The organism is Tardiphaga sp. GW821-FHT12E02 (genome assembly GCF_058807155.1).
The window spans coordinates 1,421,447-1,447,074 of sequence record NZ_JBXAQK010000001.1; the positions used below are offsets into that span (position 1 = coordinate 1,421,447).

Below are 25,628 nucleotides of genomic sequence, written 5' to 3' on the forward strand. Positions count from 1 at the left end.
CGGTTGACGTCGAATGTGTGGCTGGCGCCTACACTCAACCCCTCATGGTGAGGAGCGCGCCACAGGCGCGCGTCTCGAACCATGAGTGTGGGGCACATCCTTCGAGACGCGGCTAAGTAGCCGCTCCTCAGGATGAGGGCGGAGTATGGCTCAATTATCAAAGCCGACCTTGTCCACCAGCGTGGAGGCGGCCTTGCGGTTGGTCGCGATCTTGGCGATCGGCATCGGGTCGGCGTTCAGCTTGCCATAGCCGGCAATGGTCGGATTCACATCCACGCCGGCGCGGATCGGATATTCGTAATTCGTATCCGCATAGATCTTCTGCGCCTGTTCGCCGGCCAGCCAGTCGATCAGCTTCATCGCATTGGCCTTGTTCGGCGCATGCTTGGCGAGCAGCACGCCGGACAGGTTCACATGGGTGCCGCCGCCAGCAAAGGTCGGCAGGATCACCTTGGTGGCTTCGGCCCATGGCTTCTTGTCGGGATCGCTGTTCATCATCAGCGCCCAGTAATAGGTGTTGCCGATGCCGATATCGCATTTGCCGGCCGCGACGTCGCGGGCCTGCTCGCGGTCGCCGCCGGATGGCTTCTGCGCAAGATTGGCCTTCACGCCGCGCAGCCATTCCTCGGCCTTGGTTTCGCCGTGCTTGGTGACATAAGCGGCGAACAACCCGTTATTGTAGATGTGCTGGCCGGAGCGGATGCAGATCTTGCCCTTCCACTTCGGATCGGCGAGCTCTTCATAGGTGATCGCGTCCTGCTTCACGCGGTCCCTGGAGGCATAGATCACGCGGGCGCGCATGGAGATGCCGGTCCAGTTGCCATCGGGATCGCGATATTGCGCGGGCACGGTCTTGTCGATCACCTCGGATTTGATCGGCTGCGTGATCTCCGCTTTCACGGCGTCATCGATGCGACCGAGATCGACGGTGAGCAGCACGTCGGCCGGACTGTTGGCGCCTTCGGTCTTGATGCGCTGCTCGAGGCCGGAGGAGGCCGAGATCACGTTGACCTTGACGCCGCTCTCCTTGGTGAACGCGTCAAACAGCGGCTGCACCAGTTTCGTCTCGCGATAGGTGTAGACATTGACCTCGCCGGACGCCTGCGCGGCGGCGGCGCTGACGATGAGAGCGAGGGCTGTCCCGAGGGCATAACGCTTGATCATGGATGGGCTCCGGCAGGGGCGTTGCAATGGACTGATGACGTAGCGCAGCGCGCGCAGTTGCGTCAGTGACGCAACGTCGCGCCGCGCTGTTAGAATGATTCAAAATAGCAGGGGCCGCAGGTACGAAATACCTGCGGCCCCTGTGTCGTGTTTAGAAGCTGGCGGTGACCGACGCGCGGAAGGCGCGGGGCGAGCCGGGCGTGATGTTGTTCGGTGCATCCGCTGTGGCGAAATAGCGGGTGTCGAACAGGTTCTCGATGTTCAGCTGACCGCGCCAGGTCTTGTCGAGGCGGAAGTAAATCGCCGCGTCGACGCGGGTGAAGGCCTTGAGGTTCACCGTGTCATCCGAGGTGGCGAAGAAGTTGTCGTAATGGATGACGCCGAGGCCGGCGCCCCACATCTCGGTGAACTGATACTTATTCCACATGGTGAACGTGTTGTAGGGCACCAGACCGACGCGATTGCCGGCGACGATGGTGGCCGACGACGCATCGACGATGCGCGAGTCCGTGTAAGCGTAACCGCCCGTCACCTGCCACTGGTCGGTGAGATAGCCGGTCAGGCTGAGCTCGGCGCCCTTGGTGTTGGTCTTGCCGAAGGCGACGACCAGGCCGTTCTGGATGAAGCGCTGGTTTTCACGATCGAGGTCATAGACTGCAACAGCTGCCTGCAGGCGCGGGTTGATGTCCCACTTCACGCCGACTTCGTTGTTGATGAACTTCTCCGGCACGGTGACGGCGAGGCCCGGCGTCAGCGACGAGAACTGGTCGCCGGCGCTCGGCAGGTAGGAGATGCTGTAGCTGCCATAGACCGAGACATTGTCCACCGGCTTCACGATGACGCCGGCGCGCGGCGAGACGAGATTGTCGGTGCGGCTGTCGCGGGTGCCGCCGGGATTGAGATTGGTGGCCGTCAGATCGAAGCGGTCATAGCGCACGCCGCCGATGAATTGCAGGTAGCGATTGAACTCGATCTGGTCCTGGACATAGACCGAGGCGAGGTTGAGCGTCGCAGTGGCGTTGTTGTCGGAGGCGTTATTGTGCGGGAAGATCCACGGCGCGAAGGTCGTCGGGTTCGATGCCGGCACCAGGAGCGTGGAGGCGCCGCCATTGATCGTGCCGCTATTGCGCAGGCTGAACGTGTTCTGCTGGCCGAATTCGGTGCCGAACGTGATGGTGTGCTTGATCGGGCCGGTATGGGTCCGATAGGTCCAGTCGGTCTGGTTGAACAGGTTCTCGCGCTGGACGAGATTGTTATAGGCCGAGATCGACGCGATGCCACCGGGGGTCACGAATGTGCCGGTGGTCGGGAAAACGTTCTGGTAGAACTTGTCGTAATTGGCATAACGCGACGAGTTCTTCACCGTCAGGCCGTTGTTGAAGTCGTGGTCGATCACCGCATTGGCGATATGCACGTCCTGCTTTGAATAGCTCTGGTCGGGATTGCCGAAGAAGGTCGAGGGGCTGGTGTTCACCGGTACGGTCGGGCGTGCGGGCGTCGGCGCCGGCACGGTGCCCTGGGCCGGAATGCCGCGATCGGCGGTGCGGTCGTCGTGCAGATATTCGTAGCTCAGCTTGACGCTGGTGTCTTCGCCGCGGACCGTCATCGTCGGGTTGATGCCGTAACGCTCCAGATGCAGGAAATCGCGGTAGGAGCCGGAATTCTCGTACATCGCATTGATGCGCGCCGCGACGTTCTCGTTGACGGCACCGCCGGTATCCACCGTGACGCGCTTGTTGTCGAACGAGCCGCCCTGCACGGTGACTTCGCGGATCGAAACGCCGTCGGCCTCCTTCTGCACGCGATTGATGACGCCACCGCCGCCGCCGCGGCCGAAGATCATGGCATTCGGGCCCTTCAAGACCTCGATGCGCTGGGTGTTATAGAGATCGCGGAAATACTGCACGTCGTCGCGGACGCCGTCGATGAAGAAGTCGGCATTGGTGCGCTGGCCGCGGATCACCACGTCGTCGCGATTGCCTTCGCCCTGATGCGGCACCACACCCGGTACGTAGCGAATGGCTTCACCGATGCTGCGGAAGTCCTGGTCGCGGATGAATTCCTTGGTCAGCACCGACACCGACTGCGGCACGTTCACCAGCGGGGTGTTGGTCTTGGTGCCTGACGAAATGCTGGTGGTGATGTAGCCAACCTGGCCGGTGCGGGCATCCTGGCTGCGCACGCTGAGCGGCTGGGCGACGACCGGCGCGGTTTGCACTGCACGCTGGGTGCGGGCAGCGCGGTTGGTCGCGGCGCGCTTCGGCTGGGCGCGACGCACGCGGGCGCCGGGCGCCTCGACCTGAACCGGAGGCAGCGAAGCGGCGGGCGCCGCGCTCTGCGCGATCGCCGTCTCCGTGATGCACAGGCTTGCAGCCAGCACAGCGGCTGCACTCGTGGAGATCAAAAATGCCCTGTGTGCACGGAGGCCGTGGCCCCCGATCTTGGTCTGGTCAGTCATATCGATAACGCCCCTGAATTCTCTTGCGCCGTCCGCGACGGCGAATGGCCGCGTTTCTCCCCGGAAACACGCGGACACACTTGCGGTCCGGAAAATTAGGGGCGAATTAGATGGCGATTAGAATTACTCGAAGTGCGATTGATGGCGCCGGGCGTGTTGCGCCTGCGTCACCATTCGTACGGAGCGGATTGAAATCGCTCTAAACATCGGTCTATTGGCTGTCGGCTGCGGAATGAACCGGCCTGCACCGGCGTTCGTATTGTCGAGCGCGCATCCATCATCGGCGGGACGTCTCGTTTCACTGCGCGCTCGCTTCGACTTTTGTATAGCCCTCCATTGCCAAGGCGACATTTCGAATCATGCGGGTCCTGTTGATTGAAGACGATGCGATGCTTGGCAAGGCGCTGGTGCGCGGGTTGAGCGAGAACGGCATGACCGTCGACTGGACGCGCAATGGTGTCGATGGTTTTGCAGCACTGGATCGCTCCGACTATGCGATGGCGCTGATCGACATCGGTCTGCCGAAAATGTCCGGGCTCGATGTGCTGAAATCCAAGCGCCAGGCGGGGCTGATGACGCCGGCACTGATCATCACGGCGCGCGATGGCGTGTCCGACATGGTCGCCGGGCTCGATCTCGGTGCCGATGATTACATCGTCAAGCCATTCGAGCTGCCCTTGCTGCTGGCCCGGATGCGCGCCGTGATGCGCCGCACCAATGGCCGCGCACAGTCGCTGATGACGGCGGGCGACATCACGCTCGATCCATCGACCCAGGTGGCGACGTTCCGGGACGTCAAGCATCTGCTGTCGGTCCGCGAATTTGCCGTGCTCAACGCGCTGATGGAGCGTCCGGGTCAGATTCTTTCGCGCAGCCAGATCGAGGGTCGAATCTATGGCTGGGGCGAGGAGGTGCAGAGCAATGCAGTTGATGTCGTGATCCACGGGCTGCGCAAGAAATTCGGCAAGGAGATCGTGCGCAATGTGCGCGGCGCCGGCTGGACCGTGACCAAGGAGGGAGCATGACCTCGCTGCGCAAGACTGTGATGAACCATGTCACGGGTCTCCTGATGGTTATCGGCGTGGCTGCGGCTGTGACGTCGTATTATTTCGTCAAATATGAAGTGAACAGTTTTCAGGACAATGCGCTGCACGAGGTGGCGATGGCTGCAGGCATGGTGTTCCGTCACGATATCGAGCCGCGGATCGATGCCGAGTTGGAAGATCAGCTCGTGATTCAGATGTGGGATGAGGCGCACGCGCCTTTGCATCACTCCGGCCCGTCAGTCGATATCCCGCTCCAGCCCGAGCTCGGCTATTCCGATGTTACTGCCGGCGGCGAGCGCTGGCGGGTGTTCCGATCGCGCGACGGCGGTCACGCCATCCAGGTCTCGCAGCGCTGGAGCGCGCGCGAGGAAGTGGCAGCCTATGCGGCGGCCGGCGCGTCGGTGCCGCTGATCGCGGCGATCCCCATTGCGTGGCTGTTGATCTCCTGGGCCGTTAAACGTGTGCTGTCGGGGCTTGGCAAGCTCTCATCGGAGATCGGCGAACGCAGTGCCGACGCCAAGGATGCGCTCGGCTTGCAGGGCGTTCCGCTCGAAGTGGTTCCCTTGGTCACTGCCATGAATTCACTGATCGAACGGCATCAGACGGCATTGGAGACACAGCGTCGTTTCGTCTCGGATGCCGCGCATGAATTGCGCACGCCGCTTGCCGCCTTGCAGATCCAGATCGATAATCTGCGGGCGCGCGAGCTGAGTGGCCCGTCGCGCGAGATCGCGCAGGATCTGCTCGACGGCATCCGCCGCGCATCCTATTCGGTCAATCAATTGATGACATTGGTGCGCGCCGATGCGTCGATCGAGAGCGACGCGGAGACCGTGGATGCGCAGGACCTGATCGGACTGATCGCCTCCGGCTTTGCGCCGGTGGCGGAGGCGAAGGGCGTGACGCTGACAGTGGTGCCGCAGCCGGGCTGCGACCTCCATGTGCGTGCCGACGATCTCCGCCTGATCCTGTCCAATCTGATCGACAACGCCGTGCGCTATACGCGGGCGGGCGGCACGGTCAGCATTGGCACACAGAGGTTCGACGATCGCCTTGTCATCGAGGTGCTCGACACCGGCTGTGGTATTCCCGAGACCGCGATCCCGCATCTGTATGATCGCTTCTTCCGGGCTGCACCGGTGGATATCGATGGCACCGGTCTTGGGCTTGCGATTGCCAGGAGTGCGGCGGACCGTAGTGGCTTCACCTTGACCGTCGAAAACCGCGGGGACGTGACCGGTGTCCGCGGGCAGGTGGCAATCCAGCTCAGTGCGATGCCGAGCGAGGCGCTGGCCCCGAAGGCTGCCTAGTTCTTTCCGACGGCGCGCTTGTCTTCGCCCGGCACCGTCTCCGCCAATGCGCGCAGCACATCGGGCTCGCGCAACACGATGCGCTGGCGGTCGCTGTCGATCAGGCCGCGCTGCTCCCAATTGCTGAGGGTGCGGCTGACCGTGAAGATGGTGGCGCCGGTCATTTCGGCGATGTCCTGCCGGCTGAGCGGGAAGTCGATGGCGATGCCGTGCTCGTTCTTGCGGCCGGATTGATCGGCGAGTCGCAGCAGGGCATGGGCGATGCGCTGCTCCACCTGCTCGGTGGACATCTCGACCACGCGGCTGTGCGCTTCCTGCAGCCGCCCGCCGACGGTCTTCAACGTGTTGGCAGCGAGAAGCGGATACTGGGCGGTGAGCCGTGCCCAGGCAGTCACGGGCCAGGACAGCACCACGCTATCCTCCACGGCGGTCGCCGTCGCGGGATATTGCATGAGGCCGATCGCCTGGGCGACGCCAAAAATCTCGCCGCTGGAGACATAACGCACGATCACCTGCTCGCCGGCCGGTGTCATCTTGGCAGCGCGGATATGGCCGTGGAGCAGGAGGAAGAAGGAATGCACCTCTCCGCCCTGTTCGAACGCGGTCTTGTTCCTGGCGATCCTGAGTGAATGGGCATCGCGCAGGATCGTCTCGCAGGCGTTCGTGTCGAGACCCGCGAAGAGCGGCAGATGTGCAACCAGTGAAGGATCGATCGACATGGCTCTCGGTCTCGTGTGCTCACCTTCTAGACCGCGCCCGTTGACGGCGATCAAGCAGAAGTTTGCGCTATAGCAATGAGGGGCTGCCAGCCGGCGCCTATTTTCCAGCATCCCGCTGACTGTGCGGGTAACTGGAGAAAGTCCGATGCGCAAGGCTGTCATGCTTGCAACCGCCGCTGTCCTGATCTCGCTTGCAGGCGCCGCCGCGGCTGCGGAAGTCGAGGTCAAGATGCTCAACAAGGGATCCGATGGCACCGCCATGGTGTTCGAGCCGGCGCTGGTCAAAGTACAGCCGGGTGATAGCGTGAAATTCGTTGCCACCGACAAGACGCATATGGCCGAATCCATCAAGGGCATGATGCCGGCCGACGCCGCGCCATTTGCCGGCAAGATGAACCAGGATGTCGTCGTGACCTTCGAGAAACCGGGCGCCTACGGGATCAAGTGCATGCCGCATTACGGCATGGGCATGGTGGCGCTGGTGATCGTCGGCACGCCAGCCAATCTGGACGAGGCGAAAGCCGTGACACATCCGGGCAAAGCCAAGCCGGCTTTTGCTGCGCTGCTCGAGAAGGCTGCTGCGAAGTAACAGATCCATGAGGAGGTGACGATGTCATCGCGTCTCCGTGCCATCGCCGATACGCCATTGTTCTCGGCCGGATTCCGGCCGTTCTTCCTGCTCGGCGCGCTCTATGCGGGCCTGTCGATTCTGGTCTGGATACCGGCGTTTCACGGTCGGCTCGAGATTGCATCGGTCTTCGTGGCGCGGGACTGGCATATCCATGAGATGCTGTATGGCTTCCTGCCGGCCGTGGTGACAGGCTTCCTGTTCACCGCTATCCCGAACTGGACCGGACGATTGCCGATCCGCGGCCTGCCGCTGCTCGGTCTCGTGCTGCTGTGGATCGCGGGGCGTCTCGTCGTCACCTTCTCCGCACATACCGGGTGGCTCATCGCCATGCTGGTCGATACCAGTTTTCTGGCACTGGTCGTCTTCGCCGCCGCGCGCGAAATCGCGGCGGGCAAGAACTGGCGCAATCTGGCGGTGGTGGGCATCGTCAGTTGCCTGCTGATCGGCAATGTCGCGTTTCATCTTGAAGCGCGTTACGTCGTGATGGCCGATATCAGTATCCGTATCGGCGTCGCCGTTGTCGTGCTGCTGATTTCGCTGATCGGCGGCCGCATCATTCCAAGCTTCACGCGCAACTGGCTGGTGCGGGAAAATCCGGGGCGGCTGCCGGTGCCGTTTGCGCGCTTCGACAAGATGACGCTCGTCATGAGCGCGGCTGCACTGCTGCTGTGGATCGCACGCCCACTCGATGTCGTGACGGCCCTGTTCCTCGGTGTCGCGGGCCTGCTGCATATCGTACGCGTCGCGCGCTGGGCCGGCGATCGCACGCTGCGCCAAGGGCTGCTGCTGATCCTTCACATTGGTTATGCCTTCGTGCCGATCGGCTTCCTGCTCGCTGCGTCCGCCTATGCCTACGACTTGCCTGCCAGCGCGGGGCTGCATGCGTGGATGGCGGGCGCGGCCGGTGTGATGACGCTGGCGGTCATGAGCCGCGCAACGCTCGGCCATACCGGACAGGCGTTACATGCATCGAAGGCGACAATGCTGATCTATGCGATGATTATTCTGGCGGCGTTGCTGCGGATCGGCGCGGTGCTGATGCCGGGCCATGTGCCGTTGCTGCACACCGCAGCACTTGCCTGGGCACTGGCGTTTATCGGCTTCGCGGTCGTCTATGGGCCGGTGTTGATCGGGTATCGGAAGCGGCGCAGGGCCGTAGGGCGGATTAGCGAAGCGTAATCCGCCGCCCTTCGTCCCATGCGTTCGGCCGGCGGATTACGCCTTCGGCTAATCCGCCCTACGGCCTATGCATTGATCGCCGAACTCGCGGCATTCGAGAACACCACTTCGATCAGCGTACCGGAACTCGGCGCGCTCTTGATCTGGAAGCGCGCGTGATTGGCTTCCACCAGCGCCTTGGTCAGCGACAGGCTGACGCCGGCGCTCTCCGTATCGCTCGGGCCGGAGCTGCGGAACGGCTCCAGTGCCGCCGCCACTTCGTTCTCGTTCAGCCCATGGCCGGTATCGCGCACGCGCAACACCACGTCGCCCTGGTCGGACAGCGCGGTGGAGACGATCACCTGTCCGCCGGCATTGGCGAGGTGGATCGAATTGCCGATCAGGTTGAGCGTGATCTGACGGAGCGCGCGGGCATCCGCCACGATGGTCGGCAGCAGATGCGACAGCGACGTGCGGATGATGATGCGGCTGCGATTGGCCTGCGGCTGCATGACTGCGACGCATTGCTCCACCATCTCGTTGAGATTCTGCGTGGAGAAAGCGAGATCGATCTTGCCGGTCTCGATGCGCGAGAGATCGAGCAGGTCGTTGACGATGGCAATGACGCGCTCGCCGGAGGTGCGGATGTCGCGCAGATATTCGCCGTAACGTTCATTGCCGAGCGGGCCGAAACGCTGGTCGATCATCACATCGGCAAAGCCGATGATGGCGTTCAGCGGCGTCCGCACCTCGTGGCTGATGCGCGCGAGCACATCGGCCTTCGCGGTGGCCGAACGATCGGCCTGGCGACGCGCGTTGAGCAGTTCGGTTTCGGTCTTCTTGATCTGGGTCAGATCGCGGAACACGGCGAAGAAATTCGGGCCGGCTGCGCGCGTGCGGCCGATGATCATGGACAGCGGCACGAGCCCACCGGCGCGCACCTGGCCAAGTGCCTCGCGGCCGTGATCGAGCAGGCTGGCGGCGCCGGCCTGTTTCACGCTGTCGAGATAATCGGCGACGTTGCGGCGGCTCTCATGGGCGAACAGGTCCACCACATTGCGCTGGGTGAGCAGTTCGCCGTCATAGCCGAACAGCGCTTCCGCGCTGCGGTTACAGGAGTTGATATTGCCTTCGGCATCGAACATCACGACGCCCTCGGCCATGGTGTCGAGGATCGCCGCGAGATCTTCCGCATCGATATGGCCGGCGGGCAGAGGTTCTGCGACCACGGGCTCTGGCGTGGCAACAGGTGCCGCTGGCTCGGCCTTTGTCGGCGCGAAGATCAGCGCATGGGCGGGCTCGTCGTTCCAGTTGATCGCATGCAGCCGCGCCGATGCCGGTGCGCGCAGGGCGCCATCGCCGGCCTTGTCATTGGCCGAGATCGTCACCGTCGTGCCGCCATCGGAGGCGCTCGACGTCGTTGAGACGTCCGGCTCCACCTGCAGCGTGTCGAGGCCGCCGGCGTCTTCCAGCGCGGCGAGCGTCGGATAATTCATGTGAGCCAGGAAAGCGGGATTGGCATAGATCAGACGATCGAGGCGATAGATCAGCACACCCGCCGGCATCAGATCGAGCAGCATGCGGTCGCGCCCCATCTCGCCGCGCGGGGCGGCGGGCGGCGTGGTCAGCCAGGCCGCTGCGGCTTCGCCTTCGTTCTCTGAGGGATCGAGCGGTTGATCGGCTGCCACAGAAGGTGCAGCGATCAGGCCGGTCTCCGATTCCAGGCGCGCCGAAAGCTGGCGTGCGAGTTCGTTGAAGGCGCTGTTCTCGCCCGGCGACAAGGCCGGCGATTTCGGGTCGCCTGGTCGGAACTGAACAACGTTTTCGGGGGGCTGCACGGTGGGGATCGCTTCGTTTGTTGAGATCGGTTCTGTCGGTGTCGGCTCTTGGATGTTGTCGTCGGGTGGAGTGATGAGTTCGTCGATGACGTCGTCCACCGGGCCGGCCTGTGCCATGTCGGCGGAGAGCGGCCGTGGCGGTGGATCGTTTGGCGGCGGATCGTTCGGCTTGGCGTGTCGCCGTTCGATCAGCCGGTTCATGCCATCGAGATCGCGGCAGATGCCGAAGCCGCGATAGCCCGCGGGCTGCCGGTTTCGATCCTGCAACGGCAATCCGGACAATTCGACGGCAAGCCGGCCGCCATCATCCACCGGCCACAGCAGCGTCACGCCGCTCCAGGTCTGCCGGGTCGCCAGCGCCTGGGCGAAGCGATGATCGGGATCGAGGGTGAATTCAGCGGAAATGTCGCTCCACTTGCGGCCGGACAGCGCCGCCGCATGCGGGCCGATCAGCTGTTTGAAGTCGCCATCGTCGATGCTGAATGTATCGTCGGCATCGAGTTGCCAGACAAAGCGCAGCGGCATGGTGCGTGGTGCAATCGTCAATGCGTCAGGCGCAGGCTGAGGGACGATGCTTTGCACCGGAGCAGGATCCGTTGCGGCGGGCTCGGGCTCTGCGGCCTGAGGAGCTACAAACAGGTCTTCATGCGTATCGTCGTGATGATCTTCGTGCGCCTGTCCTGCAGGTGCGAGTTCAGGGTCGACTTCGACGACGTCTGTCAACGAAACGGCTATGGGTGTCGGTGCCTCGATCTCCTGATGCGGCGCTTCTGCCGCCAGTTCTTCCTCGCTCGGCGCCGGGTGCACCGCGCCCGGTGCGATCAGTGCGACGAGGCCGACATCGCTGCCGCTGCCGACGCGCTGCAGCACCATGCGGCCGAAGCCGATCGGCGTTTCCGCGCGGCCATCCTTCAACGCGTGATCGCGCGCATCGTTGAGACCGGCGTCATTGAGGTTACGGAAACCGAGCAGCGCGCGCGCGGTGTCGCTGGCGCCGACAAACAGGCCGTCGCGCGCAAAGGCGGCGATCGGCGTGTCGATGCCATCGGTGAGATTCTGCAGCCGCTCCATCAGCGGCATGCCGCGGCCGGCAACGGTGTCGGCGGCGATGACGAGCAGGCCGGCTTCGCCATCGGCAAAATCCAGCCGCGTGCAGGCGCAGGTCATCAGCCCGCCAAGCGAAGCTCCGAACCCACGCAGCCGTTCGAGGCGCGTGGTGTCGCTCACCTGCATGCGATGTGCGAGCTGTGCGATCTGGCGACGATGCGCATCGGCGGCGCCGAATTCGCGCGCGGCGAGTTCAGCCGCATTGCGCGCGCCAAACAGTTTTGCGCCGACCGGGTTCGCCCACAGCACCTTGGTGCCATCGAGCGACCACAGCCAGACCGGCTGGGCGCTGATGGCATGCATGGCGAGCCGCGCATCCCCCACACCCCGCAACTGACTTTTCGCACTGCTCATTGGCACTTCATGGCTGAGTCGCCTGGGGTCTGCCTCGGTCGAACGGTATTATCCGGCGGGCAAACGGCAACATGCTTAATACTTCGTTAGTATCGCGCGCGGGCGCAGCGAGGTCCATGTCTGCGGGCGCTTCCCACAGGCCTAAGCGACAACAACGTTAATTTGAGGCCCGGGTTCTTGATCAAGTTCTTGAGGGTGCTGAACCAATCGCCGCAGCCCGGCATTGAATGTTGCAAAAGCATGACAAAGGTTCACGATGGCCGCGGCCATGACTGCGCGTTGCGTCATAACGGCGATGCCAAGCGTGGCTAGGCTGCGAGTGGATGCACGAAGGCGAGGCTGTATGGGTCTCGTCCGTGACCAGGGAGAGGGACATGACCGAGAACAAGTTCGAATTTCCGAAAGAAATGCGTGCGATGGCCGAGGCCAGCTTCGATCAGGCCCGTCAGGCCTTCGAGAAGTTCGTGTCGAGCGCCCATAGCGCTGCCGCCACCATCGAAACCCGCGGTGAAAGCGCGCGAGCGAGCGCCAAGGATGTGAGCGCGAAAGCCATCAGCTACGCCGAGCAGAACGTGGCAGCTTCGCTCGATCACGCCCAGAAATTGCTGCAGGCCAAGGATCTCGGCGACGTCATGCGCCTGCAGAGCGAATATGTGCAGAACCAGATGAAGTCTCTGGCCGAACAGGCGAGCGAGATGGGCCAGATCGTGAGTCGCGCGGCGATGGAAGCAGCGCAGCCTAAAAGCTAAAGCTAAAAACTGAAGCCAAAAACTGAAGCCAGGAGTTGAGTTGGCAGCCGGTCCGCTTATTCCGGTTGCTGGTATAAAACTGGGCAATTTCGGTATCTGACTACAATTTTTAATTGAGCGCGCAGTCGTTCCATGACGATTGCGCGTTCTTTTTTGACCACTTATGCATTATTGCATCGCAATATTCTGTTGCATTGCACAAAACAGACATGATATTGCTGTAACTACGTTCAGACGCCGCCCAGATTTAAGGCGGCATGCGATGCTTCCCGCTGGTCCGTTTTCGGCAACGATGCCGTTCTCCGACCCGCGGTCTGTGACTTCACCCCATTGTTGTTTGTTACGAAGGATGCACGTTATGGCCGACCAGATCGATCCGTTCTCCTCTTCCGTTATCCCGTTCCAGCTGCCGGAGCAGGTCCGCGCTTTCGCCGAAAAGGGCGTCAGCCAGGCTCGCGAAGGCTATGCCAAGTTCAAGGATGCGGCCGAGACCCACAACAGCACCGTGGAAGCCGTGTTCAACACCGCGACCAAGGGCGCTGCTGAAGTGTCGACGACCCTGCTCGACATTGCCAAGACCAACACCAATGCCGGCTTCGATTTCGCCCAGTCGCTGATCGGCGTGAAATCGCCGTCGCAGGCGTTCGAGCTGTGGTCGGGCTTTGCCAAGAGCCAGTTCGAGGTCCTCACCGGCCAGTCGAAGCAGCTCGCCGAGCTCAGCCAGAAGATCGCGTCGGAGACCGCCGAGCCGATCAAGACCGGCGCCAACAAGCTGTTCCAGCCCGCTGCCTAAGTGCTGCGACTGATGTAAGCATCGAAAACCCGGGCCTTTGGCTCGGGTTTTTTTGCGCTTAATTCCCGCATCGCGGCTTGCCAAAGCGAAGCGTTGCACCTAGTTTCCCGCCTGTTCGGGCACCCCTGTTTCGGGGCCGGCAAGATGCAGTTGTAGCTCAGTTGGTTAGAGCGCCTGTTTGTGGAGCAGGAGGTCGCTGGTTCGAGGCCAGCCAACTGTACCATGCATCAAAATTAACCTTTAGTATCAGACTGATACCGGTCGACTTCGGGCAGTCGCGCGGCCACAATGAGCCGGCGTCCCGAACTCCCGTGGTTGTATGGCCGTGCTGCGTCATTCCTGCAAACATTTGAGCGTTTAGAACCGTCACGGCGTTTTTTGCCGGGCATGGGGCGTTGTTGCTTCCGCTCTATTTTTGTTGGTTTTTTCATGCTGCCTTTTGATCTCGAGCGAATTTCTTCGTCTCTTGCGACAGCCGCCATCGATCCGGCCAGTTGGTCCAAAGCCCTTGAGGATGTTGCTGCAGCGACGAATTCGCGGGGCGCGATCCTGCTGCCGGTCGTGGGGGCTCTTCCACTGATGTGGAATACGCCGTCACTGGATCAATCGGTCGAACTCTATGTCAGCGGCGGCTGGTTCAATCGAGACGAGCGCTATCTCGGCATGCAAACATTTCTCAAAACCGGTGTCATTACCGATGATGACTGCATGCCGGCCGAGGCCCGCAAGAAGTCTGCCTTCTATCAGGAGTTCATCCAGCGCAGCGGATTGCGGGAATTCGCCGGCGTTCGGATAGGACGCGGCGATCACGTCTGGAATATGAGCCTGCAACGCACGGCAGGCTCGGAGCCATATTCGGAGCAGGAGCTGTCGTTTCTGGCAAAACTGTCCGATCAGCTCGACGTGGTCGTGAAAACAAGCCAAGCGCTGCATTTGCAAAAAGGGCTGTCCGCTCTCGATGCCTTTGCGTTTTCGAGTCAGGCTGCACTGCTGCTCGACCGAGCGGGCAAAGTCGTATCCGTCAACGCCACCGCGCAGGCCATTCTCGGTGACGATCTGCAGATTACAGGCGGACGGCTGGTTTCGCCTGTGCCGCAAGCGGCGGAGCGGTTGAATGGTCTGTTCAGGGATCTGTTCTGGCAGATGAAGAGTGCCCTGGTGCCCCCGCTCGTGCTTGCAAAGCGGAATGGGGGACGGTTGATCATCTATGCGATGCGGCTCCCCGGCATGGCGGATTCGCCACTGACAGCATTCCATTCGATTCTGGTGATCGCCGATAGCGACGCCATGCAGCCACCGTCCGCCGCAACCTTGCGTCTGGTCTATGATCTCACCCCGGCTGAGGCGCGGTTGGCAATGGCGCTGGGAAGTGGAACGGACCTTGCCGCCTATGCGGCAACCGCGGATGTCTCGAAGGAAACGGTTCGCAATCAGCTGAAGGCCGTGTTCGGGAAAGTGGGAGTCAGCCGGCAAGCCGAGCTGGCAGCCGTATTGTCGGCGCTGATCCCAGGCCGCTGAACCGGTCCGGCTACGACCACCACGAGCCGTCCGGAAATCTGGGCCAGCTCGACGGCGCCAAGCGGGCAACGGTCAGACGCTGCGCCCAGTAACGGGCCTCGTTCTCCCAAAACATCCGACTTTCGGCTTCGATCTTGGCCCGCTGCAGGCAGAACCCGCGCATGGCCTGATAGTAGGTCGCATCATCCACGAACACCTCCATCTGTGTCGTGGAAGGCTAGCGCTGGCATCGAAATCGTCGTGACCCGATTGGGTTACGCAACGCAAAAACGGAGCCGGTTTTTAATTCCGGAACCGCGGTGCCTTGCTCCACGTTTGCTCACAAACGGAGGAGGGCGCCATGGCGACGATCGAGATCAGCGATACCGGGATTGCGGTCATGTGCGACATCGCCCGCACGGCCGGATTCGACCTTGATGCCAACAAGCAGGCGGTGGTGGAGCGGCTGATCTCCCAGGGGCTGGTCGCCGAGACCGGAAAGCACGAGCCCGATCCCAAATACGAGGTGACTGCGAAAGGGCAGCGCGAACTCGATGCGCGTGGTGTCGGCGTCAACGAGGCGTGAGGTTTTCAGCCATTCGGGCAGAGTGTGGCCGTGACGCCGTCGCTGACCGCCTTTGTCCAGATCGCCGCGCCGCTCGCGCTCAGGTGAACGCCATCGCTGGTGAATCCCCTCGGCAGGGCCGGCATGGCGATGAGCGAGGCGCCGGCTTCGCGGGCGATGTCGGGCAAGGCAGCGTTGTAGCCGTCGATAATAGGCTGCGTGCGATGGCCGACTTCCTTGCCGGTTTCCAGCGGTGTCACTGCGACGATGGTCAGGCGCGACGTCATCGTCTTCAGCGCCGTCAGCAGTGCTGCGTAATTCTTGCTGTAGCTCTCGACGCTGTCCATGGTCTCCGCATCGTTGATGCCGAGTGAGACGACGATCAGCGCCGCCTTCTTGTCGCCGATGGCTTTCTTCAGCATGCCGTCGAGGCCGCTCGATGTGGCGGAGCCATCAATGCCGGCATTGATCACCGGGCGCTTGCAGAGCGAGCGGGGCAATTGCGCCTGACGCACGATGCTGTCACCGAGCACGATCACGGGATCCTTAGCATCCTTCAGCGCCGACTTGATCAGCAGCGGGCGCGGCGGCGCGCTTTTCTCGCTTTTCGGCCAGACGATCCAGACGCAGAGGAGCAGCGAAGCAATAATGCCGATGCGAACGCCGTTCATGCGACAGCTGCCGTGTATGTCCGTCCTGCGATCATCGTTCCGGGAAACCGTGTGAGACAAGGATGGTCAGCAGAAACTACAGGAACGCCGGCAATACAAGCCCGCCCGGTGCGGCATCCATGCCGCAGGCCACCGGCTGCTTGCCAAGTTGGCGCCGGTCGCCGACACTTCCCGCACAATCATCAGGGAGGATGCGATGTCCGGGAGCGCGAAGGCGACACTGTTGGTGGTGATGCTGATGGCGGGATGCGGCGCCGCGCATGCACAGGGCTACACTGCCAATGAGCAGGCGCTATGTACCGACGATGCCTTCAGGCTGTGTAGCTCGGCTATACCCGATGTCGATCGCGTCACCGCCTGCATGGTGCGCAAACAGGCGCAGTTGAGCCCCGGCTGCGCACAGTTCTTCCGGCCGGTGCCAGCGAGCGCGCGCAAGGCGACAGCCAAGCCGCGCAAGACGAACGCCGCGAAGCGTGCGAATTAAGTCTTTCTCCGCCGTTGCGATGAACCCGTGACAAACTGACACGTTGGGAGCAAAGCAGGGCGTCACATCTCCCTGCTTTGAGGAGACGCGCTTGAACGATACCGATATCGACTACAAAGCCGAGATCGACCGGCATTTTCTCTGGTTCGAGACAAAACTGCCCGCAGGGCCGGCGCGCTTCGTGAGCTGGCTGCGCAAGCCATCCTCGCGCCTCGTCCGTTTTCCATTGGCTATTTTGCTGGTGATCGGTGGCATTTTCAGCATCCTGCCGGTTCTCGGGCTCTGGATGCTGCCGCTCGGACTCATTCTGATAGCTCAGGATATTCCGCCATTGCAAAAGCCGGTGGCGCAGCTTCTCGGCTGGATGGAGCGAAAATGGCTGGAGCGGCAGGCCGCGAAAGCAGAAAAACGGTCACAAACAGAGCAAGCTTCGCAAAAGCATCCTCAGGCTAAGTAACATTTAGAAATGATAGTTGGATGCGACAATGTGGCGGCAAGCGTACTAACAATGACTCACTTTTAGCGCTGTTGCGCCGCACTCTGTGACTCAAAAGCCAACATTTGAGGAAATACAGTCAGATAAATCTATCGCCGGCAAAGTTTTGGCTTTAACGAATCAGAGGACTGATTCATTTTCGCCGCCGGGGTCAATCTGGAGGCCAACATATGAACGTGATTGTTTTCGCTTCGCGTAAAGGCGGTTCAGGAAAGAGCACTCTGGCTGCTCATCTTGCCGCGCAAGTCCATAAGCCCAATAAGCCGTGCTTGCTGATCGATGCCGATCCGCAGGGTTCGCTCACTCTGTGGCACAAGCTGCGCGGAACAAATGAACCCGCGCTGAAGGTCGCCAATCGCAGCGTTTCCGAAATCATCGCTGCTGCAAAGCGCGATGGCGTCGAATGGGTGTTCATCGATACGCCGCCAAATACGTCCGCCGTCGTCGATGATGCCATCAAGAATGCGACCATGGTGATCATCCCGGCGCGTCCCGGCGTGTTCGACGTCGATGCCGTGCAGGCAACGATTCAGTCCTGCCGTGCGGCCCGCAAGCCCTATGCGGTGGTCCTCAACGGCGCTCCGGCTCGTCGCGATACGAGTGAAAGCCGCATCGTGTCGCTCGCCCGTGAAGCACTCGCCAAGTTCAAGGCGCCGGTGTGGTCGGGGCAGATCACCAATCGTGCGGATTTGCTGCTCGCTCTCGCCGAAGGCGAAGGCGCCCGCGAATATTCTGCGGATGGTCGTGCGGCCAACGAGATCGGCAAGCTGTGGACGGCGATCGAGCGTTCGATCAAGGCCATTCGCGGTCAGGCATCAGCCAACGGCGCAATGCACAAGCAGGCGGCGTAAACCATCCGTGACTGAGACTTCAGAAAAACGCGCGGCATGCCGCGCGTTTTTTGTCGTCTGATGTCGGCTAGGCAACCCGGACGTCGTCGGTCATATCGGCCAGTGACGGCTGCAGCGTGATGCCCTCGGTCACATGCACGAAGTGATCGATGGTCGCCGGCTTGCCGAGCAGATAGCCCTGCACCTCGTCGCATTTCTCGTCATGCAGGAATTGAAGCTCGGCTTCTGTCTCGACGCCTTCGGCCAGCACCGGCAGGCCCAGCCCGCGGCCAAGCCCGACCACGGCACGGACGATGGTTGCTGCCTGGCCGTTATTGTTCACCGACTTGATGAACGAGCCGTCGATCTTGATCTTGTCGAACGGGAAGGCGCGCAGATTCGACAGTGACGAATAGCCCGTGCCGAAATCGTCCATGGCGATACGGACGCCGAGCGCCTTGATCCGCCGCAGCGCCGACAGCGCGCGGTTGAGGTCGCGGACCAGCGCCGTTTCGGTGATTTCGATTTCCAGCCGGGCAGGCGGCAGGCCGGTTTCGAGCAGGATCTGATGGACCATGGGCACGAAATTGTCGTGATAGATCTGCACCGCCGAGACATTGACCGCGATTGTCAGTGGCTGCTTCCAGGTCGCAGCTTCCGCACAGGCGGTCCGCATCACCCATTCGCCGATTTCCAGGATCGCGCCGGTGTCTTCTGCGATCGGAATGAAGATCGCAGGTGACACCGAGCCGCGGGTCGGGTGGGTCCATCGCAGCAGCGCCTCGAAGCCGATCACCGTGCCGCGCTGCATGCCTTCCTGCGGCTGGTAGACGAGGTTCATCTGGCCACTCGCGACGGCACCGCGCAGGTCATGCTCCAGCATGCGGCGGTCGCGCACTGCGTCGCCCATGCCAGTCTCATAGAAGCGATAATTGGCACGACCGTCGGTCTTGGCGCGGTACAGTGCCGTGTCCGCATGGGCCAGGGCGGCTTCGCGGTCGTTGGCGTCGTCGGGATAAAGCGCGATGCCGATGCTGGTCGAGACGCTGCCGAGTTCGGATGCATCGTCGCGGTCTCGCAATATTGCGAGCACGCGCTGGGCCATCTTTTCCGCCGCAGCGTTGTGCCGGATGTTGGGCATGAGGATTGCGAATTCGTCGCCGCCGAGACGGGCCATCACCTGGCTATCGTCGAGCAGGCTGCTGACGCGCGCTGCGATGGTCTGCAAGACCTTGTCGCCGGCAGCGTGCCCGAACAGGTCGTTGACCTCCTTGAAGCGATCAAGGTCGAGGCACAGCACCGCATGCTTGCGCCCTGGCTGCATGTTCGCGATCTCGTTGTCCACGCGATCGTTGAAATGGCTGCGATTGGGCAGGCCGGTGAGTGCGTCGTGATGGGCGAGGAAGCGGATGTGCTGCTCGGCCTCCTTGCGCGCGCGCAGGTCGCGCACCGCGATCACCTGATGCGGCCGACCGGCAAAGTCGATCTGGCGCAGGATGAGCTCCACCGGAACGGCGATGCCGTGATGTGGGCGCAGATTGGCCTCGACCGGCAGATCTGGTCTTGCAAGGAGGGCTGCACGCGGCAGGTCGTCGGGGAAACATTCATCCAGGCTTTCGCCGATGAAGCTCTCCGCAGAAGCGCAAGCCAGCGCTGCAAAACTGTGATTGACGGTAACGATGGTGTCGCCGTCGCAAACGATCAGGCCTTCGATTGCGGCATTGGCCAGGCCGAGCATGCGGTCGGCTTCGAGATCGGTACGCCGATGATCGCGAATGTCGAGCACGATGCCGGCCACAGTCAGGCCGATGATGGCGAATGAGATCAATGCCACGCCGAGTGCGAGCCAGCCGGCCGGCACGGACAGTTCGGAGACGACAATGCTCGGATCCGGCACGATGGTGACGGCGCTCATCGCGGTGAAATGATGGCTGCAGATCGCAAGCGTCAGCAGTAGCGCGCCGCCGATCCGCCATGCCTGGGTGTCGCGACCCAGGCCAACGGGAAGTGCCAGTGCGCCCAGCACGGCGCCGGCCACGATCGATGCGATCACCAAAGTGACGTCCCAGTGCATCGCCGCCTGAACTTCAAAGGCCGCCATGCCCGTGTAGTGCATCGCCGCGATGCCGCCAGCGACGACGGCGCCGCCGATGGCGGGGGCCGCGCGAAAATTGGGGATCAGCGCGATGGCGAGGCCGGCCCCGGTGAGCAGGATCGCCGCGACCAGCGACACCGCCGTGAGGACGATATTGTAGCCGCTCGGAATACCTGGCGAAAACGCCAGCATGGCGACGAAATGCGTGGCCCAGATGCCGAAACCCGTCGAGATGGCGGAGACCCCGAGCCAGAGGTAGCGCATCCCGCTTTTCGCGTTGCGTGCATGGCGGAGCAGGTTGATGGCGGTAATCGATGCGATCGCGCAGATAATGGCTGCAAGGCCAACGAGACGAAGATCGTGGGCATAGGCGATGCAGTTATAGATCGTAAGCATGAAACGCATACCGCAGGTGAAATTCCAAACCTGCACGCGACGCTACATATAAGTATGTAAGGACACGTAAATACCTAGCGGCTCCCGTGTGTCCGCCAGCAGACTCTTTCGTATGTGGTGGGTAAGGCCACACGGCAATCGATGTGGTTGCTGGCGATCTCTACGTGTGTATGAAAACGGGTCTGATCCCTGCGGGCAAAGCTGGTAACCCGGCGTCAACCGTGCTCGCAAAGTCGCAGTGCACCATCCTTGCGCCTTATCGATCGGCGCGGCTCACGACATCCATCAGCTCGGCGATCTTGCGGCGCTGATCGGCCTTGTCGCCGGACGAGATCGCGTGCTCGACGCAATGGGCCACGTGATCGCGCAGGATCTCTTCCTCTACGCGGCGCAATGCGGCACGAGCCGCCGCGATCTGCGTGACCACATCAATGCAATAGCGATCGTCCTCGACCATACCGGCAAGGCCGCGCACCTGGCCTTCGATCCGTTTGAGGCGTTTTAAACAGGACGTCTTGATCTCTTGGCGCATGGGGCTCATATACCCCCCAAGGGTATATGTTTCAAGAGGCGACGACGTGACCGAAACGACGCATCCACACGCCCATGGCGGGCACGATCACACCCACGGTTCGTGCTGCTCCCATGGCGATCACGCGCCAGCGCCGGAGAAGGTGCTGGATGTCGTCTGCGGCATGACGGTCGATCCGGCCACGGCCAAGCAGCGCTTCTCCTATAAGGGGCAGGGTTACTTCTTCTGCGGGGCGCGTTGCCGCGAGCGCTTCTCTGCCGATCCCGAAAGCTTCCTGAAGCCGCGCGAGCCGGCGCCGCCGATGCCGGCGGGCACGATATATATCTGTCCGATGGATCCGGAAATCCGCCAGGAAGGGCCGGGCACCTGCCCGATCTGCGGCATGGCACTGGAGCCCGAGACGGTTTCGCTCGACGACGGCCCCGATCCCGAACTGATCGACATGACCCGGCGGTTCTGGATCGCGCTGGCGCTGACACTGCCGGTGTTCGTGCTCGAAATGGGCAGCCATCTCGGCCTGATGCAACTGGTGCCGCAGGCGACGTCGAACTGGATTTCCTTCGCGCTGGCGACGCCGGTGGTGCTGTGGGCGGGCGCGCCGTTCTTCGTACGCGGCTGGCGGTCGGTCGTGTCCGGCAATCTCAACATGTTCACGCTGATTGCCATGGGAACGGGCGTGGCGTGGATCTATAGCGTCGTCGCGACGCTAGCGCCCGGCGTGTTTCCAGCCGCGTTTCGCGATCATCACGGCGCCGTCGCCGTTTATTTCGAAGCGGCTGCCGTTATCACCGTGCTGGTCCTGCTGGGCCAGGTGCTTGAGTTGCGCGCGCGTAACCAGACCTCCGGGGCGATCCGTGCTCTGCTCGGTCTTGCGCCGAAAACGGCGCGTCGCATCGGGCCATCGGGCGACGAGGACATTTCCTTCGACGACATCCGCATCGGCGATGTGCTGCGCGTGCGGCCGGGCGAGAAGATCCCGGTGGACGGCGTGGTGCGCGATGGCCGCTCGTCGGTGGATGAATCCATGGTGACCGGCGAGTCGATGCCCGTCACCAAGCAGAAGGGCGATCGCGTCATTGGCGGCACCGTCAATCAGAGCGGCGGTCTCGTGTTCAAGGCGGACAAAGTTGGCCGCGATACGATGCTGTCGCGCATTGTCGACATGGTCGCCAAGGCGCAGCGTTCGCGGGCTCCGATCCAGCGGCTGGCCGATCGCGTGGCTGGCTGGTTCGTGCCGCTGGTGCTTGCGGCGGCGGTGATTGCCTTTGTGGTATGGGCACTGCTCGGGCCGGAGCCACGGCTGACTTACGCGCTCGTTGCGGCCGTCACGGTGCTGATCATCGCGTGCCCGTGTGCGCTTGGTCTTGCAACGCCGATGTCGATCATGGTTGGCGTTGGACGCGGCGCACATGCCGGCATCCTGGTGCGTGATGCCGAGGCGCTGGAGCGGCTGGAAAGCATCGATACGATCGTGATCGACAAGACCGGCACGCTGACCGAGGGCAAGCCGACATTGGTGGGCATCACGCCGGTGGATGGCGGTGATGAAGCGGCGCTGCTGCAACTCGCCGCCAGCGTCGAGCGCGCGAGCGAACATCCGCTGGCGCTGGCGATTGTGGCCGCCGCCAAGCAGCGCGAGATCGTCTTGAAGGATGTGGTGGATTTCGCTTCGCCTTCAGGTAAGGGCGCGTCGGGCGTGATCGATAGCAAGCGTGTCGCGCTTGGCAATGCTATGCTGATGGGCGAGCTCGGTGTCGATACCACGCGCTGCGATGCGACGGCCGAGACGGCACGTCAGCAAGGCGCAACGGCGATCTTCGTGGCCATCGACAGCGCGGTTGCCGGCGTCATGGCGATCGCTGATCCGGTGAAGCCCTCCGCACGTGAGACGCTCGACAAGTTACGCGCTGAAGGACTTCGCGTCGTGATGCTCACGGGCGACAATCGCACCACGGCCGAAGCCGTGGCGAAAACGCTGGGCATCGATGATGTCGAGGCTGGCGTGCTGCCGGAGCGAAAGAGCGATGTCGTCACGCGTCTGCGCGGTGAGGGACGCCGCGTCGCTATGGTCGGCGATGGTGTCAACGACGCGCCGGCGCTCGCCGCTGCGGATGTCGGTATCGCAATGGGCACGGGCACTGACGTCGCCATCGAAAGCGCTGGCGTCACGCTGCTGACCGGCGATCTCGCAGGACTCGTGCGTGCACGTCATCTGTCGCGGGCGACGATGAGCAACATCCGCCAGAACCTGGCCTTTGCGTTCATCTACAATGCCGCGGGCGTGCCGATCGCGGCCGGAATTCTGTATCCGGTATTCGGAATCCTGCTGTCGCCGATGATTGGCGCTGCCGCGATGGCGCTGTCATCGGTGAGTGTGATCGGCAATGCGTTGCGCTTGGCGAAGACGCGATTGGACTGAGGCAACCACACACGTTCCGTCATCCTGGGTGCCGGCGTGCAGCGCCGGCCTCGAAGGATGGTGTGGCGCACGTGGCCGCATCCTTCGAGGCTCGCTCTGCGAGCGAACACCTCAGGATGACGATGTTTGAGTTTGTTGCTGAGCTCAGCACACAAAAAAAAGCCGGCCTCTTGCGAGTCCGGCTCTGAGGTATTGGCCTTTGAGAGGCCGACACAATCACCTTCCAAGAGGGATAACTGAGACCCGCACCACTGGAGGAGGGGGACAAATGCGCGGCACGAGCCTCAGCGTTTGAATAGTATGATCCCCGCAGATGCTCTGCAGCAACGCATGACTTGTCATGTCAGACATGCCGCTAGCGTGGACATGCCTGACCTCACAAAAATGCGGCCGCTTTCATTTGCGGGTTACGATGGCCAGCGCTGCGCCTTGCTGACGATGAAGTCGCGGAATACCTGCACACGGGCGACAGTCTTCAGCTCTTCCGGATAGACAAAATACGTGTCGAGCTGAATTGAATCCGACTCGCTGAAGAGCTGAACGAGGCGGTCGTTTTCTTCCACCAGATAGTCCGGCAATGCTGCGATGCCGAGGCCCTGCTGGCAGGCGCGCATCAGGCCCAGGATGTTGTTGACCTTGAAGTAAGCCTCGCGCGGGCCGTTGCCATTGCGGCCGGCATCGATCAGCCAGCTGCGGTTCTGCAGGTGCGGTGACACCTGCGCGTCGCTCAGCATGATGATGCGGTGGCCGTCGAGTTCATCGAGCGTACGCGGCGTGCCGAAATGCTTGATATATTCCGGCGCGCAATAGGCGTGGAAGCCCATGGCGAATAGCTTGCGCTGGATCAGGTCCGGCTGGGTCGGCTTGCGGGTGCGGATCGCTACATCGGCCTCGCGCATCGAGAGGTCGAGTTCCTCATCGGTGACGATCAGCGAGATGCGGATTTCCGGATAAAGTGCTGTGAATTCGCCGAGGCGGGGGATCAGCCAGTTGATGCCGACGCCGGGGGTGGTGGTGACCTTGAGGTCGCCGCTCGGCCGCTCGCGGCTGTCGGTGAGTTTTGCGCGTGCCGCCTGCAGCTGCATGAACACGTCATGGGCGGTGCGGAACAGGAGGTCACCCTGTTCGGTGAGGATCAGGCCGCGGGCATGGCGGTGGAACAGCGAGACCGCCAGTTCCTGCTCCAGCGCGGAGACCTGGCGGGACACCGCCGACTGAGACAGCCCGAGCTGCTCCCCTGCATGCGTGAAGCTTCCCGCTTCCGCCGCCGCGTGAAACACCTTGAGCTTATCCCAATCCATATCCGTAGATCCGTTGCGGGTTCGTGGCATTGATTATTCGGCGGCTATGCGGTCATGGGCGTGAGCCGCAATGAAACGTTCGGCTTCGAGCGCGGCCATGCAGCCCATGCCGGCGGCCGTGACTGCCTGGCGATAGGTTTCGTCGGCGACGTCGCCTGCAGCGAACACGCCGGGCACCGACGTCGCGGTGGAATTGGCAGCAACCTCGACATAGCCGGAGGGCTTCAATTTGAGCTGGCCTTTGACCAGTTCGGTCGCAGGTGCATGACCGATAGCGATGAAGACGCCGTCGGCGGGTACGTCCGTGGTTTCGCCGGTTTTCACGTTCTTCAACCGTACATGCGTGACCTTGGCCGGCGCTTGCGTGCCGCAGATCTCGTCGATGGCGCTGTCCCACACGACCTTGATCTTGGGGTGCTTGAACAGGCGATCCTGCAGGATGCGCTCGGCGCGGAAATGGTCGCGGCGATGCACGATGGTCACCTGCGAGGCGAAATTGGTCAGGAATAGCGCTTCCTCGACCGCGGTGTTGCCGCCGCCGACCACGATTACTTCCTTGCCGCGATAGAAGAAGCCATCGCAGGTGGCGCAGGCCGAGACGCCGCCGCCCTGGAAGGCGTCTTCGGAGGGCAGGCCGAGCCAGCGCGCCTGGGCGCCGGTGGCAAGGATCACAGTGTCGGCAATGTAGGTGTCGCCGGAATCACAGGTCAGCCGGAACGGGCGCTGCGACAGGTCGAGGTCGGTGACCAGATCGGTGACAATCTTGGTGCCGACGTGATGCGCCTGCTTTTCCATCTGCTCCATCAGCCACGGCCCCTGAACCACATCCGCAAAACCCGGATAGTTCTCGACATCGGTCGTGATGGTGAGCTGGCCGCCGGGCTGGATGCCCTGGATCAGGACCGGCTCGAGCATGGCACGGGCGGCATAGATGGCAGCAGTATAGCCGGCCGGGCCCGAGCCGATGATGACGACTTTGGCGTGAGTGGTGGCGGCCATGGTCAAGTCCCCTTCC

Annotated in this window: 22 protein-coding genes and 1 tRNA gene; 13 read left to right on the top strand and 10 right to left on the bottom strand. The window is 62.4% G+C overall.

The window, feature by feature from the left end; translation table 11 throughout:
• Positions 1-150: 150 nt before the first annotated feature.
• Both AC1RQ5_RS06715 and AC1RQ5_RS06720 read right to left on the bottom strand, forming a co-directional pair.
• Positions 151-1,164, bottom strand: coding sequence for a Fe(3+) ABC transporter substrate-binding protein (locus AC1RQ5_RS06715; protein ID WP_493197789.1), 1,014 nt, complete (start codon positions 1,162-1,164; stop codon positions 151-153).
• 151 nt (positions 1,165-1,315) lie between these two features.
• A complete protein-coding gene (locus tag AC1RQ5_RS06720) occupies positions 1,316-3,622 on the bottom strand; it encodes a TonB-dependent receptor (RefSeq protein WP_493197790.1) in 2,307 nt (768 codons plus the stop codon).
• A gap of 359 nt (positions 3,623-3,981) precedes the next feature.
• On the opposite strand from AC1RQ5_RS06720, the gene AC1RQ5_RS06725 reads away from it, so the two are divergent.
• Together AC1RQ5_RS06725 and AC1RQ5_RS06730 are read left to right on the top strand one after the other, a co-directional pair.
• The gene (locus AC1RQ5_RS06725) at positions 3,982-4,647 is read left to right on the top strand and encodes a response regulator (protein WP_398474894.1); all 666 of its coding nucleotides are present in this window, start codon (positions 3,982-3,984) and stop codon (positions 4,645-4,647) included.
• Positions 4,644-5,978: an ATP-binding protein gene (locus AC1RQ5_RS06730; RefSeq protein WP_493197792.1), complete on the top strand. Its 1,335-nt coding sequence runs from the start codon at positions 4,644-4,646 to the stop codon at positions 5,976-5,978. The genes AC1RQ5_RS06725 and AC1RQ5_RS06730 overlap by 4 nt, the downstream gene beginning before the upstream one ends.
• On the opposite strand, the gene AC1RQ5_RS06735 is transcribed toward AC1RQ5_RS06730, so the two are convergent.
• The gene (locus AC1RQ5_RS06735; protein ID WP_493197793.1) at positions 5,975-6,697 is read right to left on the bottom strand and encodes a Crp/Fnr family transcriptional regulator; all 723 of its coding nucleotides are present in this window, start codon (positions 6,695-6,697) and stop codon (positions 5,975-5,977) included. The two genes, AC1RQ5_RS06730 and AC1RQ5_RS06735, sit on opposite strands and share 4 nt — an antisense overlap.
• Positions 6,698-6,842: 145 nt before the next feature.
• Here AC1RQ5_RS06735 and AC1RQ5_RS06740 point away from each other — a divergent pair, with 145 nt between their 5' ends.
• Both AC1RQ5_RS06740 and AC1RQ5_RS06745 read left to right on the top strand, forming a co-directional pair.
• Positions 6,843-7,286 (top strand): pseudoazurin, encoded by a 444-nt coding sequence (locus AC1RQ5_RS06740; protein ID WP_493197794.1) that lies wholly within the window; start codon positions 6,843-6,845, stop codon positions 7,284-7,286.
• Positions 7,287-7,307: 21 nt separating this feature from the next.
• The gene (locus AC1RQ5_RS06745; protein ID WP_493197796.1) at positions 7,308-8,507 is read left to right on the top strand and encodes an NnrS family protein; all 1,200 of its coding nucleotides are present in this window, start codon (positions 7,308-7,310) and stop codon (positions 8,505-8,507) included.
• A 65-nt stretch (positions 8,508-8,572) separates the two neighbouring features.
• Here the strand turns inward: AC1RQ5_RS06745 and AC1RQ5_RS06750 are convergent, their stop codons facing one another.
• Entirely contained in the window at positions 8,573-11,785 is a 3,213-nt protein-coding gene (locus AC1RQ5_RS06750) for a PAS domain-containing protein (protein ID WP_493197798.1), read from the bottom strand.
• A gap of 374 nt (positions 11,786-12,159) precedes the next feature.
• Between AC1RQ5_RS06750 and AC1RQ5_RS06755 the strand changes: the two genes are divergently transcribed.
• The 4 genes from AC1RQ5_RS06755 to AC1RQ5_RS06770 all read left to right on the top strand — a co-directional run bounded on the left by AC1RQ5_RS06755 (position 12,160) and on the right by AC1RQ5_RS06770 (position 14,845).
• A complete protein-coding gene (locus tag AC1RQ5_RS06755) occupies positions 12,160-12,534 on the top strand; it encodes a phasin (protein WP_398474906.1) in 375 nt (124 codons plus the stop codon).
• Positions 12,535-12,892: 358 nt separating this feature from the next.
• Positions 12,893-13,327: a phasin gene (locus AC1RQ5_RS06760; RefSeq protein WP_493197799.1), complete on the top strand. Its 435-nt coding sequence runs from the start codon at positions 12,893-12,895 to the stop codon at positions 13,325-13,327.
• A 146-nt stretch (positions 13,328-13,473) separates the two neighbouring features.
• Positions 13,474-13,550 (top strand) — tRNA-His (locus tag AC1RQ5_RS06765).
• Between the two features lie 65 nt (positions 13,551-13,615).
• Positions 13,616-14,845 carry a helix-turn-helix transcriptional regulator gene (locus tag AC1RQ5_RS06770; protein ID WP_493197800.1) on the top strand — a complete coding sequence of 410 codons (1,230 nt, stop codon included), beginning with the start codon at positions 13,616-13,618 and terminating at the stop codon, positions 14,843-14,845.
• 10 nt (positions 14,846-14,855) lie between these two features.
• On the opposite strand, the gene AC1RQ5_RS06775 is transcribed toward AC1RQ5_RS06770, so the two are convergent.
• The gene (locus AC1RQ5_RS06775; protein WP_398474912.1) at positions 14,856-15,035 is read right to left on the bottom strand and encodes a hypothetical protein; all 180 of its coding nucleotides are present in this window, start codon (positions 15,033-15,035) and stop codon (positions 14,856-14,858) included.
• Between the two features lie 150 nt (positions 15,036-15,185).
• Here AC1RQ5_RS06775 and AC1RQ5_RS06780 point away from each other — a divergent pair, with 150 nt between their 5' ends.
• Positions 15,186-15,410 (top strand): hypothetical protein, encoded by a 225-nt coding sequence (locus AC1RQ5_RS06780; protein WP_398474914.1) that lies wholly within the window; start codon positions 15,186-15,188, stop codon positions 15,408-15,410.
• A 5-nt stretch (positions 15,411-15,415) separates the two neighbouring features.
• Here AC1RQ5_RS06780 and AC1RQ5_RS06785 read toward each other — a convergent pair whose 3' ends face one another.
• Positions 15,416-16,060 (bottom strand): SGNH/GDSL hydrolase family protein, encoded by a 645-nt coding sequence (locus AC1RQ5_RS06785; protein WP_493197802.1) that lies wholly within the window; start codon positions 16,058-16,060, stop codon positions 15,416-15,418.
• A gap of 196 nt (positions 16,061-16,256) precedes the next feature.
• On the opposite strand from AC1RQ5_RS06785, the gene AC1RQ5_RS06790 reads away from it, so the two are divergent.
• From AC1RQ5_RS06790 to AC1RQ5_RS06800, 3 genes are all read left to right on the top strand, one after another.
• Positions 16,257-16,544, top strand: coding sequence for a hypothetical protein (locus tag AC1RQ5_RS06790; RefSeq protein ID WP_398474918.1), 288 nt, complete (start codon positions 16,257-16,259; stop codon positions 16,542-16,544).
• A 91-nt stretch (positions 16,545-16,635) separates the two neighbouring features.
• A complete protein-coding gene (locus tag AC1RQ5_RS06795; protein WP_493197804.1) occupies positions 16,636-17,001 on the top strand; it encodes a hypothetical protein in 366 nt (121 codons plus the stop codon).
• Between the two features lie 209 nt (positions 17,002-17,210).
• Positions 17,211-17,891, top strand: a complete 681-nt coding sequence (locus AC1RQ5_RS06800; protein ID WP_398474922.1) for an AAA family ATPase — start codon at positions 17,211-17,213, stop codon at positions 17,889-17,891.
• 67 nt (positions 17,892-17,958) lie between these two features.
• Here AC1RQ5_RS06800 and AC1RQ5_RS06805 read toward each other — a convergent pair whose 3' ends face one another.
• Both AC1RQ5_RS06805 and AC1RQ5_RS06810 read right to left on the bottom strand, forming a co-directional pair.
• Positions 17,959-20,361, bottom strand: a complete 2,403-nt coding sequence (locus AC1RQ5_RS06805; protein WP_493197806.1) for a bifunctional diguanylate cyclase/phosphodiesterase — start codon at positions 20,359-20,361, stop codon at positions 17,959-17,961.
• Positions 20,362-20,617: 256 nt separating this feature from the next.
• On the bottom strand, positions 20,618-20,893 hold the full coding sequence (locus tag AC1RQ5_RS06810; RefSeq protein WP_493197808.1) for a metal-sensitive transcriptional regulator: 276 nt from the start codon (positions 20,891-20,893) through the stop codon (positions 20,618-20,620).
• A gap of 46 nt (positions 20,894-20,939) precedes the next feature.
• Here AC1RQ5_RS06810 and AC1RQ5_RS06815 point away from each other — a divergent pair, with 46 nt between their 5' ends.
• Entirely contained in the window at positions 20,940-23,312 is a 2,373-nt protein-coding gene (locus tag AC1RQ5_RS06815; protein ID WP_493197809.1) for a heavy metal translocating P-type ATPase, read from the top strand.
• A gap of 407 nt (positions 23,313-23,719) precedes the next feature.
• Here the strand turns inward: AC1RQ5_RS06815 and AC1RQ5_RS06820 are convergent, their stop codons facing one another.
• Positions 23,720-24,643: a LysR family transcriptional regulator gene (locus AC1RQ5_RS06820; RefSeq protein ID WP_398474926.1), complete on the bottom strand. Its 924-nt coding sequence runs from the start codon at positions 24,641-24,643 to the stop codon at positions 23,720-23,722.
• 3 nt (positions 24,644-24,646) lie between these two features.
• Positions 24,647-25,612 (bottom strand): thioredoxin-disulfide reductase, encoded by a 966-nt coding sequence (gene trxB / locus AC1RQ5_RS06825; protein ID WP_493197811.1) that lies wholly within the window; start codon positions 25,610-25,612, stop codon positions 24,647-24,649.
• Positions 25,613-25,628 lie beyond the last annotated feature (16 nt).